We start from the raw sequence: 11,421 nt of genomic DNA on the forward strand, positions 1-11,421 counted from the left end.
GGTGGCCACACGGACCAGTGGCGCGCGGACGCGTGCGCAGACGGAGACGGCCACGTCCCGGCCGAGGGGCGGTGGTGGGCGTCAAGGCACCTCGCGGGGTGAAGGTACCTCGCGAGGCGGCGGTCAGGGCGGCAAGGCACGCGCATCGACGGCGGCTGGCCGGTCGGGCGGCTCTGGCCGGTCGGGCAGCTCCCGCGCGGCCGGCCGCGGTAGGACACCGGCCCGTCCACCGGCGCGGGCGAGTCGCCCCCCGCTGTCGCTGCTGATCGGCCAGACAGTCGTCAAGAGCGTCTACCGGCTGTGGATGGGCGCGGCGACGGCGCTGGGCACCGTGCTGCGCCGGGCCGGTCGGGGCGCCCGTGAGCTGCACATCGATCCAGGGCACCGGCGTGACGGGCTCGGCCTGACCGCGTTCGGCGGGGCGATCCTGGCCGGCGCCTCGGTGTGGTTCTCCGCCGCCGGGCCGCTGGGGAGGTATGTGGCCGCGATCCTGGAGCTGCTGGTCGGCGCCGGCGCCTGGGTACTGCCGCTGTTCGGCCTGGGCGCCGCGTGGCGGCTGGTCCGGTCCCCGACCGATCCGGATAGCCGGGGCCGGGTGGTGATCGGGTGGACGGCGGTCGCCGTCGGTCTGCTCGGCATGGTGCACATCGCCCGTGGCCTGCCCGACTTCTCGGACGGCGTCGCCCGGATGCGGGCGGCCGGTGGCGTCGTCGGGCTGCTCGGTGGCCTCCCGCTGGCGAGCGCGGTGACGCCGTACGTCGCCGTTCCGCTGTTGCTGCTGCTGACGTTCTTCGGCGTTCTCGTCATCACGGCGACCCCTGTCCGCCAGGTGCCCGAGCGGCTCGGTGAACTCGTTGATCGGCTCACCATCGGGGTGCGCGGTCCCGCCCGGGATGCCGGCGAGTACGACGCGGACGCGGACTTCCGCGACGACCCCGAGGACGATTCGGAGCTGTCCGACGGCCTGCTCGCAGCCGGGGCGGCCGGGGCGGGTAGGGGTCGGCGTCGGCGTGGTGGTCGGGCGACCCCGCCTGGGGGAACGTCCCCGGGTGATGGCGATGCCGCCGATGCCGCCGATGCCGCCGATGCCGCCGGGCCGCCCGCCGGGCCGCCCGCCGGGGATCTCGCCCTCGACCTGTTCGGCGAGCTCGCCGGCCCGGAGGCGGACACCGGCTACGTGACCACGGCCCCCGACCCGGGCGGTGCGGCCGCCGGTGGCGGGGAACCGGTAGCGGGGGCCGCACCGCCCGGGTCGCAGCGCAGGGCCCGGGCCCGGACAGCCCGGGTGACCGCGGGTGCGGCGGACACCGCGACCGGCGTCCCCGGTCCGGGTTCCGCGGACTTCGGCGGCGAGATCGAGCATCTGGTCCCCCCGACCGACGGTGACTACCGGCTGCCGTCGCCGACCCTGCTGCGTTCCGGTACGCCGCCCAAGGTCCGCTCGGCCGCGACCGACGGGGTGATTGCCTCGCTGACCGACGTGTTCGCCCAGTTCAAAGTGGACGCCCAGGTCACCGGCTTCACCCGGGGACCGACGGTGACCCGCTACGAGGTCGAGCTCGGTGCCGCGGTCAAGGTCGAGCGGATCATCCAGCTCACGAAGAACATCGCGTACGCGGTGANGAGCCCGGACGTGCGGATCATCAGTCCGATCCCGGGCAAGAGCGCGGTCGGTATCGAGATTCCCAACACCGACCGGGAGTTGGTGTCGCTCGGCGACGTCCTGCGCAGCGGGGAGGCGATCGGTAACCCGCATCCGCTAGTTGTCGGTCTCGGCAAGGACATCGAGGGCGGCTACGTGCTCGCCAACCTGGCCAAGATGCCGCACATCCTCATCGCCGGGGCGACCGGAGCCGGCAAGTCGACGTGTATCAACACCCTCATCACCTCGGTGCTGGCCCGGGCCACCCCTGACCAGGNGCGCATGGTGCTGGTGGACCCCAAGCGGGTCGAGCTGACGAACTATCAGGGTATTCCCCATCTGATCACGCCGATCATCACGAATCCCAAAAAGGCGGCCGATGCGCTGCAATGGGTCGTGAAGGAGATGGAGAACCGGTACGAGGACCTGGCCGCGTGCGGGGTGCGTCACGTCGACGACTTCAACCGCAAAGTGCGCAACGGCGAGATCGCCGCCCCGCCGGGATCCGAACGTGTCTACGTGCCCTACCCCTACATCCTGGCCATCGTCGACGAGCTCGCCGACCTGATGATGGTGGCGCCGCGCGACGTCGAGGACGCCATCTGCCGGATCACCGCCATGGCCCGGGCGGTGGGCATCCACCTGGTGCTCGCCACCCAGCGGCCCTCCGTCGACGTGGTGACCGGTCTGATCAAGGCGAACGTGCCGTCCCGGCTCGCCTTCGCGACGGCGTCGTTGGCGGACAGCCGGACGATCCTCGACCAGGCCGGCGCGGAGAAGCTCGTCGGCCTGGGGGACGCGCTCTTCCTGCCGATGGGAGCGGGTAAACCCGCCCGTATCCAGGGTGCCTTCGTTTCCGAGGACGAGATCGCGGCCATCGTCGACCACACGAAGGAACAGGCGCCGGCGGCGTTCCGGGAGGACGTGTTCGACGCCGGCGGCGAGGCCAGGAAGGAGATCGACGAGGAGATCGGAGACGATCTGCAGCTCTTCCTGCAGGCCGTCGAGCTCGTGGTGAGCACGCAGTTCGGCTCCACCTCGATGTTGCAGCGCAAGCTGCGGGTCGGGTTCGCGAAGGCCGGGCGGCTGATGGACCTGATGGAGAGCCGGGGCATCGTCGGCGCAAGTGAGGGATCGAAGGCGCGTGACGTGCTGGTCATGCCGGACGAGTTGGAGGGTTTGCTCACAACCCTGCGTAACGGATGAGGAAGCCTCCGGTGGAATGTCCCCGCTTTCAGCGCCGGGGGACGCACCGTAAACTGAAGGCCTCGCGCCCACGGTAGGCGGAAAAGACGGTTGCGGAGGTTCGCTCATGCAGTCCGCGGACGATCCGCAGCCGCGGGACAGCGTCGGGTCCATCCTGGCCGCGGCGCGGCGTGACCGCGGTCTCACGGTCTCCCAGGTCAGCGAGCGCACCCGGGTCAGGGCGGGTCTGATCGATCAGATCGAGCGGGACGACTTCTCGCAGTGCGGCGGCACGGTGTATGCCCGCGGGCATCTGCGCAGCATCGCCACCACCCTCGGGCTCGATCCCGGGCGGGTGCTGGCGGCTTACGACGCCTCGCACGAGCACCACACCGGCCCATTGATGATTATCCCCTCGGCCGAGTTCGATCCGCTGCGCGGGGGGTCCCGCCGGCGGCGCGGCGGGTTCCGGTGGGGTCCGGCAATGATCGTTTCGCTGGTCGTGGTGTGCGTCATCGCGGCTCTCGCGTTGCTGCTGCCAGGTTCCTCCGGTTCCTCGGACGACAGGGCCGCGCNGGGGCNGGGNGGGGCNGTGGGGCTCNCTCCGACCGTGAGCGTCCCGCCGGTCTCGACGAGCCCGGCCGCTCCCAGCGTGACCACGCCCGCGCCGACAGGGGTGAACGTCGTCCTGACGGTACGCGACGCGCAGAGCTGGCTGGAGGTGCGCGACGACGCCGAGCATGTCCTGCTCTCCCAGCTCCTGCAGTCCGGCGACAGCCGGACGGTGACGGCGTCGGGGGCCCTGCACATCAGGGTGGGCAATGCCGGTGCGGTCGATGTGTCGTGCAACGGCAGGAGCCTCGGGGCGCCGGGCGGGCTCGGGCAGGTCGTGACGATCCGGGTGAGCGCCGCAGCCTCCGGCGCCTGCGAGGTCGGCGACGAACAGCGTAGCGGTCTCGTGGCCGCGCCACCGCCCGCGCCGGTCCCGGTAGCCTGACCTGGTGTCCACACGCCTCCATCGCCGGGTAGCTCTGATCACGCTCGGTTGTTCCCGGAACGAGGTGGATTCGGAGGAGCTGGCCGCCCGGCTCGGCGCGGACGGGTGGGAGCTCGTCTCCGACGCCGCCGACGCCGACGCCGTGCTCGTCAACACCTGCGGATTCGTCGACGCGGCGAAGAAGGACTCCATCGACGCCCTGCTTGCGGCGGACGGCCTGCGGGCCGGTGGCGGTCCGTCCGGTCCCGCGGACGGCGCCGGCCCGGGTCCGCGCGCGGTGGTGGCCGTGGGCTGCCTGGCCGAGCGTTACGGAACCGAGCTCGCCGAGAGCCTGCCCGAGGCGGACGCGGTCCTCGGATTCGATGCCTATCCGAACATCGCCACGCACCTCGCGGCCGTGCTGGCCGGTACCCCGGTGCCCGCGCACTCCCCGCGTGACCGGCGGACGATGCTGCCGATCACCCCGGTGGACCGGGCCGCCCCCGCTCTCCCGCCGGCCGCGGTGTCCACCGGAGCCGTTCCGCTGCGCCGGCGGTTGACGGCCGGGCCGGTCGCCGTCCTGAAGATCTCCAGCGGGNGTGACCGGCGCTGCGCCTTCTGCGCGATCCCGTCGTTCCGCGGCTCCCACGTCTCGCGGTCACCCGACGACGTGCTCGCCGAGGCCGAATGGCTGGCCGGTCAGGGTGCCCGCGAGCTGGTCCTGGTCAGCGAGAACTCCACCTCCTACGGCAAGGACCTCGGGGATCTGCGCGCGCTGGAGAAGCTGCTGCCGCAACTCGCGGCGGTGTCGGGCATCGTCCGGGTGCGCACGGTCTACCTGCAGCCCGCCGAGATGCGTCCGTCGCTGCTCGAGGTGCTGCTGACCACTCCGGGCCTCGCGCCCTATCTCGATCTGTCCTTCCAGCACGCGAGCCCGCCGGTGCTGCGCCGGATGCGCCGCTTCGGTGGCAGTGGGCACTTCCTCGACCTGCTCGCCCGCGCCCGCGCGCTGGCGCCCGAGCTGGGGGCGCGATCCAACGTCATCGTCGGGTTCCCGGGGGAGACCCCCGAGGATGTCGACATCCTCGCGGAGTTCCTCGAGGCCGCCGAGCTCGACGCCGTCGGCGTGTTCGGCTACTCCGACGAGGAGGGTACCGAGGCCGCCGGGCTGACAGACAAGATCCCCGATGAGCTGATCGAGCGCCGCCGGGTACGCGTCACCGACCTCGTCGAGCAGCTGACCGCCGCCCGGGCGGACGCGCGGATCGGCTCCCGGGTACAGGTCCTGGTGGAGGAGGTCGCCGGTGGTCTGGCCACCGGCTGCGCCGCCCACCAGCAGGCGGAGGTCGACGGCGGGTGCGTCGTGCGACTGTCCCCGGGCGGCGCGGCGGATGACGGGCCGGAGCGCCTCGGGGTGGGGGATCTCGTCGGGGTGGGGGATCTCGTCGAGGCCCGGGTGGTCGCCACCGAGGGTGTCGATCTGATCGCGGAGTTCATCGCGGTGCTCGATCGGGCCCGTCCCACGGCTGCGGTCGCGCGGCCGACGCCGGACCGGGCGGCGGCCCTCGTGGGCCGGGGCGTCGCGGATGGGACGTGACGGCGTCGGGCGCCGACGCCAGGGGGAGCGCGGCGAAGGGCCGTCGCCGCTCCCCGCGGAGCCCGTTTCTGCCCCGGTGGTCCCCGCGGCCCCGGTGGTCAACGTCGCCAACCTGCTGACGATCACGCGGCTGGTGTTGGTGCCGGTCTTCGTGGTCTTCCTGTTCGCCGGGCCCGACGGTCACACCTGGCGGTACGCCGCCTTCGGCGCCTATGCGGTGGCCGCGATGACCGACCAGATCGACGGCTCCATCGCCCGCCGCTGGCACCTCGTCACCGACTTCGGCATCCTGGTCGATCCGATCGCCGACAAGGCGCTGACCGGTGCCGCGTTGATCTCGCTGTCCGTGCTCGGCGAGCTGCCCTGGCCGGTCACCGCACTGATCCTCCTGCGGGAGGTCGGTGTCACCCTCCTGCGCTTGTGGGTGATCCGCTTCGGGGTGATCGCGGCGAGCCGTGGGGGCAAGGCCAAGACCCTGCTGCTGAACGTCGCGATCGGTCTCTACGTGCTTCCGCTGGCGGGCGTTGCCGCCACGAGCCGGGCCGTGATTCTCGCGGCCGGCGTGGTGGTCGCCATGGTCACCGGGATCGATTACGTCTGTCGAGCTCTCACGCTGCGGCGGCGGGCCTCGCGGGATTCCGGCGGTGTCACCCCGCCGAGGGGCGCACCATCCACCGGCCTCTCGCCCGGCACCGGCCCCTCGGTGCGCCACCGGATGGCGGGGCCGGCCGGGTCCGACCCGTCGACGGCGGCCGGACCGACCATCAGGAAGACGGAGGGGCGGACCGATGCGCGCTGAGCTGCTGGCGGTGGGGGACGAACTTCTCTACGGCGACATCGTCAACGGCAACGCGGCCTGGTTGGGTCGGCAGCTGGCCGACGTCGGAGTGACCGTCACGACGTCAACGGTCGTCGGTGACGACATCGACATGATCGCCACGGCGATCCGGGTGGCACTGGACCGGGCTGACGTCGTCATCATGACCGGAGGGCTCGGTCCCACCCAGGACGACCTGACCCGCGAGGGCATCGCCGCCGCGGCCGGCGTCGGCCTGCGCCGGGACGACTTCCTGGAGTCGATGCTGCGGCGACGGTTCCGGGACATGGGCCGCGGTGACGGTGGCCGGCGCGTGCCCCAGATGAACTACCGGCAGGCGGACCTGCCCGAGGGGGCACAACCGCTGCCGAACGGCACCGGAACAGCCCCGGGGATACGGATGGAGATCGGGACTGGCGTCGTCTACGCGATGCCCGGTGTGCCGTTCGAGATGAACGGCATGTTCACCGCCAGCGTGCTGCCCGACATCCTGCGCCGGGCCGGGCAGCCCGCGGTGGTCGTCCACCGGGTGCTGCGCACGGCGGGCATGTGGGAGTCGGCCGTCGCCGAGGCCCTCGCGGACGAGGTCGACCGGCTTGCCCGGATCGGCAATCCGCGCATCGCGTTCCTGGCCAGCGGTGGCCAGACCCGGGTGCGTATCACGGCCCGGGCCCGGGATCGGGCCGAGGCCGAGATGCTGATCGCACCGGTGGAGACCGCGGCCCGGACCGCACTGGGCGCCGGGGTGTACGGCGGTGCGGACGACTCCCTCGAAGGCGTGGTCCTGGGGCTGCTCGTCCAGCGGTCGGCGACGCTGGCCGTCGCGGAGTCCATCACCGGGGGGCTGCTCGCCGGGCGGCTGACCGACGTCCCCGGTGCGAGCGCCGCGTTCCGTGGCGGCATCGTCTCCTACGCCACGGAGGTCAAGGCGTCGGCGCTCGGTGTCGACGAGGGGCTGTTGGCCGCCGAGGGCGCGGTGTCGTCGAGGACGGCCGCCGCGATGGCGGCGGGGGTCCGGTCCCGGCTGGGCGCCACCTACGGGTTGGCCACCACGGGAGTCGCGGGCCCGCAGCCGCAGGAGGACAAACCGGTCGGAACGCTGCATATCGGCCTGGCCGGACCGGACGGCACCGTCACCCGGTCGGTACGGCTGCCCGGGGACCGGCCGCGCATCCGCACCTACGCGGTGGTGTCCGCGCTGGACCTGGTGCGTCGGATGCTCGCCGGGCTGCCGAACAGCGAGATGACCACAACCGGAGACGGCGCACCCTGATGCGCGAGACCAATCACCGGATCTGAGGTGCTTACACAGTTACAGTCCCGTCAACGAGGGCCCGATGGTCGCGGCGGTGGGTATACGGTGAACGCATCCCGCGGACGAAGGAGGAGGCTCGATGGTCCTGCTCCGACGCATGCTCGGCGAGGCGTTGCGCCGCCGCCGTCAGGATCAGCACCGCACGCTTCGGGAGGTGTCGTCGGCGGCACGGGTGTCGCTCGGCTACCTCTCGGAAGTCGAGCGTGGGCAGAAGGAGGCCAGCTCCGAGTTGCTCGCCGCCATCTGTGACGCACTGGGAGTACGGCTCGCGGACCTGCTGCGCGAGGNGAGTGAGGATCTCGAACTCGCCGAACTGGCGGTCGCCGCGCGGGNCGGCGCGCCCNCCGTGGNGGTTCCCNCCCGCGCCGCGGTCGTCGACCGGGCGGCCTGAGTTGCGCGTCCGGCGTCTTCCGGTGTCCTGCCACGTCGGCTGTCCCGTTCACGTTCGGGGTCTGCTCCGTTCATGACGTGCGCTCCGTTCGTGATGTAGGTCCCGATGAGGTAGGTCTCGATGTGTGTCTCGTTCGCGATGTCGGGCTGTGCTGGACGTCGGGCTGTGCTGGACGTCGGGGCGTTCTGGACGTCGGGTGTTCTGGTCGCATACGGATCTCTTCACGGGGCACGCCGCAGGGAGCAGATGTCTCCGGCGTGAGAGAGGTCGAGTATGAGTGCCATCCGCAGCCCGCTGTCCGACGGGGCACGAAGTGTCACCGGTGAGGCCCTCCAGGGCACGTTGATCGACCTGATCGACCTGTCCCTGTCCGCCAAGCAGCTGCACTGGAACGTCACCGGGCGCACCTTCCGTAGTGTGCATCGCCAACTCGACGAGGTTGTCGATCTGGCGCGTCGTTACGCGGACGCCACCGCCGAACGTGCCGTCGCGATCGGGGTCAACCCGGACGGTCAGTCCTCGACGGTCGCCCGAAGCACCCACCTGCCGGGAGTGGAGGTGGGGTACATCCCGGATGAGAAGGTGATCCGGCAGACAACCGAGGTCCTCGCCGGGGTGGTCACGAGGATGCGTACCCGCATGGACGCGACCGAGAAGGCCGACCCGGTCACCCAGAACCTGATCATCGAGATCGTCCACGACCTGGAGGAGCAGCACTGGATGTTCCAGGCGATGGTGTGAGTCCCGCGCCGGTGGCGGTTTGCCCTCCCCGAAAGGGCCCTCCCCCGAAAAGGGTTGTCTGGTGGCGGGTGGCGGGTGGCGGACCCCTCCGCGACTATCCCGAGATAGTTCTCGTGGCGCAGGTTGGTGCCGATCGTCGTTCCCGGGCGGACTCCCGGGCATGGCCCGCAGGGAAAGAAGATCACGTGAATACCCCCGCGTGGCCGGAGGACGACGACGGCTGGTCGGAGTGCCGGCTGGTCCAGGTGTGCAAGAGCTGCAACGGATTGGGCGAGCTGCTGGTGGTCTTCGCCACCATGCGCGGCGGCTTTGTGCCGGCCTGCCGGACGTGTCTGGTCTGCGCGGGACGCGGCCGCACGGCGCTGCAGCCGCCCGTCTGAGTCCGCCGCGGGGTAACCGCCGCGGCTCCGGCGTGCGACGATCGATGTATGGCGAATGTCGTCCGCAAGATCTACCGCTATCTGTCGGCCTCGGCGAACCGGAAGTTCGACGAGAAGGCCGACCCGCGGGTGCAGATCGACCAGGCCATCATGGAGGCCCGGCAGCAGCACGAGGCGCTGGTCCAGCAGGCGGCGCTCGTCGTGGGTAACCAGCGTCAGCTGGAGATGCGCATGGCACGCCAGGTGGACGAGGTCGCGAACCTCACCGAGTCCGCCCGGTCCTCGTTGCTGCTGGCTGACAACGCGCGAGCGGCCGGTGACCTGGTCACCGCGGCCGGGTACGAGGAGACGGCCCAGGCATTCGCCAGCCAGCTGGTCTCGGCGGAAGCATCGCTGGAGGACCTGAAGAACCTGCACCGCCAGGCCGCCGCGTCCGCCCAGCAGGCCCGAACCGCGGTCGAGGACAACACCGTGCGGATGCAACGCCATCTCGCCGAGCGTGCCCGCCTGCTGACACAGATCGAGCACGCCGCCATGCAGGAGCAGATGACCAAGGCGATGGAGGGGATGTCCTCGCTCGCCCCGGCGGGGGACACGCCCACCCTCGGGGAGATCCGCGACAAGGTCGAGCAGCGCTACGCGGTCGCTCTTGGGCGTCACGAGCTCGCCTCCCAGGGGATGGAGGCGCGGATGATCGAGGTGCGGCGCGCGACCATGGACGCCCGGGCCTCCTCCCGCCTCGCCGAGTTGCGCGGTGACATGGCGGCCGGGGGCCAGCTTCCCGCTGGCGCGGGCGGTTCCGCCGCATCGCCCGATTCCGCGGCGTCGCCTGGTTCCGCGGCGTCGCCTGGTTCCGCGGCCAAGCCCACCGGCGGTGGGACGCCGTGAGTCGGATGGCGGACCGGCCGTGACCGGCTGGCCGGGTTGGGACGGGGCGCCGGGCGGGGCACTGCGGCCGGCGTTGCCGGACTGGGTGCGTGCCGATGTCGAACGCCGGTCGTTGCTGCGGACCGAACGGCGCGCCGGGCGTGGCGTCCGGTGGGCGCGTCGTCGGGCGGCGGTGACCGCCTTCGGATGGATCGCCGTGGCCTCGGTGACGCCGGTCGCCGCCGTCGTGGACGGTTGGGGTTGGCTGGTCGTGGGCGCTGCGGCGATCATCAGGGCGGGTCTCGCGGGCTGGGAGACGGCCGTGATCCGGCGGGAGGACCGCGGGTTCGCCCTGCCGAGCGCTCCCGCTCCGCCTCCCTGGGCGTTGCGGCACTCGGCGGCCGCCGAGCCGTTGCGCCGTGGCGAGGCGGGTCTGGCGGCGCTCGTCGCGATGGCCCGGACGCTTGCTCCCGGCGCCGCCCGCGGCCCGGTGCGGGCGGCCGTGGCCGGCGCCGCCGATCTGGTGGACGGGCTGCGGGTCACCGCCATGCGGGTCGTCGCGTGTGAAAGGGCGGCCCGAGCGGTGACGTATCCCGCTCGACGAGCCGAGATCCTGGCGACGAGGAAGGACCTGGTGGCCGAAATGTCGGCGTCGGTGGCCACTCTGGACGACCTGCTGGCAGCGGCCAGCGAGGTCGTGGGCACGGTGGTCGCGTCTTCGCCGGACCTGGCCCGACTGACCCAGCAGATCGAGGCTCTGCGTGGCTACGCTGCCGCACTGCGTGAACTTNCCGGTTGATCGCGGATGTCGACGGTGATCCCGGGTGTCGGTTGCCAGCGAAGATTTCAGTTGCGATGCGGCAGGTGCCGGGTGAGGTGGCGGTCAGCCACAGCCAGATGTGGTCAAACGGCTCGTTGGCGACGACGGAGGCGCCGGACCACGCGGTGGTCTCGGTCCAGTGAACATCTCGTGCAGGGCGGCCGGGGCGATGTTCTGGTCGGCATCCCAGCACAGGTCCACGTTGTCAGTGATCGTGCCGGTCTGCTCGCCGGTCGACACGATACCGATCATGGGAATGAACCCGCAGAGCTGGCTGCTTTCCGCCCGGAGATGGGTGTCCTGACGGGCGAAGGCGACACTGCGGGCCTGGCCCCGCCAGTGCAGCGGGACCACGAGCGTACCGCCGGGGGCGAGTTGGTCGAACCAGGCCGGGGGCAGGTCCCACGGCCCGACTTATCCGGATTTTGATCTTGCTGCCACGGCTGGGCGCCGTGGCTGACTGGAACGCGAGGAGGTCGCCTGTGGTCACCTCGTTCAGGCTGCCACCGGTATGGATCACGATCGCGGTCAGGACGTTCAGCGCCTTCCTGAGCACGTTCTCGGAATGGCCGCCACACGCCCGCGCGGCGTCGGCCGCGCAGGCGAACAACTCCGGGCTCACCAGGTCGCGGACGACCGCGAACGTCGTCGTCGGCCCGTAGGTGGTCAGGAACGGGTAGCTCGGCCGGA

The 11,421-nt window shown here is 71.7% G+C and carries 12 protein-coding genes; 11 read left to right on the plus strand and 1 reads right to left on the minus strand.

Annotated elements, in window-relative coordinates:
- The first annotated feature begins 1 nt into the window (after window position 1).
- The 10 genes from ALLO2_RS09965 (at window position 2) to ALLO2_RS10010 (ending at window position 10,710) form a co-directional block, all read left to right on the plus strand.
- Window positions 2-2,848, plus strand: a complete 2,847-nt coding sequence (locus ALLO2_RS09965; RefSeq protein ID WP_035731430.1) for a DNA translocase FtsK — start codon at window positions 2-4, stop codon at window positions 2,846-2,848.
- A 106-nt stretch (window positions 2,849-2,954) separates the two neighbouring features.
- Window positions 2,955-3,824 (plus strand): helix-turn-helix domain-containing protein, encoded by an 870-nt coding sequence (locus ALLO2_RS09970; protein WP_035731357.1) that lies wholly within the window; start codon window positions 2,955-2,957, stop codon window positions 3,822-3,824.
- Window positions 3,825-3,828: 4 nt separating this feature from the next.
- Window positions 3,829-5,400, plus strand: coding sequence for a MiaB/RimO family radical SAM methylthiotransferase (locus tag ALLO2_RS09975; RefSeq protein WP_035731360.1), 1,572 nt, complete (start codon window positions 3,829-3,831; stop codon window positions 5,398-5,400).
- Window positions 5,390-6,199 carry a CDP-alcohol phosphatidyltransferase family protein gene (locus tag ALLO2_RS09980; protein WP_011437915.1) on the plus strand — a complete coding sequence of 270 codons (810 nt, stop codon included), beginning with the start codon at window positions 5,390-5,392 and terminating at the stop codon, window positions 6,197-6,199. The genes ALLO2_RS09975 and ALLO2_RS09980 overlap by 11 nt, the downstream gene beginning before the upstream one ends.
- Complete coding sequence (locus ALLO2_RS09985; protein WP_011437914.1) at window positions 6,189-7,490, plus strand: competence/damage-inducible protein A; 1,302 nt, start codon at window positions 6,189-6,191, stop codon at window positions 7,488-7,490. Before ALLO2_RS09980 ends, ALLO2_RS09985 begins: the two co-directional genes overlap by 11 nt.
- Window positions 7,491-7,611: 121 nt before the next feature.
- Window positions 7,612-7,923 carry a helix-turn-helix domain-containing protein gene (locus tag ALLO2_RS09990; protein ID WP_035731363.1) on the plus strand — a complete coding sequence of 104 codons (312 nt, stop codon included), beginning with the start codon at window positions 7,612-7,614 and terminating at the stop codon, window positions 7,921-7,923.
- 273 nt (window positions 7,924-8,196) lie between these two features.
- Window positions 8,197-8,664 carry a Dps family protein gene (locus ALLO2_RS09995; protein ID WP_011437912.1) on the plus strand — a complete coding sequence of 156 codons (468 nt, stop codon included), beginning with the start codon at window positions 8,197-8,199 and terminating at the stop codon, window positions 8,662-8,664.
- 185 nt (window positions 8,665-8,849) lie between these two features.
- Window positions 8,850-9,044, plus strand: a complete 195-nt coding sequence (locus ALLO2_RS10000) for a hypothetical protein (protein WP_023840200.1) — start codon at window positions 8,850-8,852, stop codon at window positions 9,042-9,044.
- Window positions 9,045-9,092: 48 nt separating this feature from the next.
- A complete protein-coding gene (locus ALLO2_RS10005; protein WP_011437911.1) occupies window positions 9,093-9,932 on the plus strand; it encodes a PspA/IM30 family protein in 840 nt (279 codons plus the stop codon).
- Between the two features lie 19 nt (window positions 9,933-9,951).
- Complete coding sequence (locus ALLO2_RS10010) at window positions 9,952-10,710, plus strand: hypothetical protein (protein WP_035731437.1); 759 nt, start codon at window positions 9,952-9,954, stop codon at window positions 10,708-10,710.
- 84 nt (window positions 10,711-10,794) lie between these two features.
- On the opposite strand, the gene ALLO2_RS10015 is transcribed toward ALLO2_RS10010, so the two are convergent.
- Complete coding sequence (locus tag ALLO2_RS10015; protein ID WP_148214940.1) at window positions 10,795-11,130, minus strand: hypothetical protein; 336 nt, start codon at window positions 11,128-11,130, stop codon at window positions 10,795-10,797.
- 83 nt (window positions 11,131-11,213) lie between these two features.
- Between ALLO2_RS10015 and ALLO2_RS10020 the strand changes: the two genes are divergently transcribed.
- Window positions 11,214-11,393 (plus strand): hypothetical protein, encoded by a 180-nt coding sequence (locus ALLO2_RS10020; RefSeq protein ID WP_035731370.1) that lies wholly within the window; start codon window positions 11,214-11,216, stop codon window positions 11,391-11,393.
- Window positions 11,394-11,421: the final 28 nt, after the last annotated feature.

This window comes from Frankia sp. Allo2, from assembly GCF_000733325.1.
GTDB classification, from domain to species: domain Bacteria; phylum Actinomycetota; class Actinomycetes; order Frankiales; family Frankiaceae; genus Frankia; species Frankia casuarinae.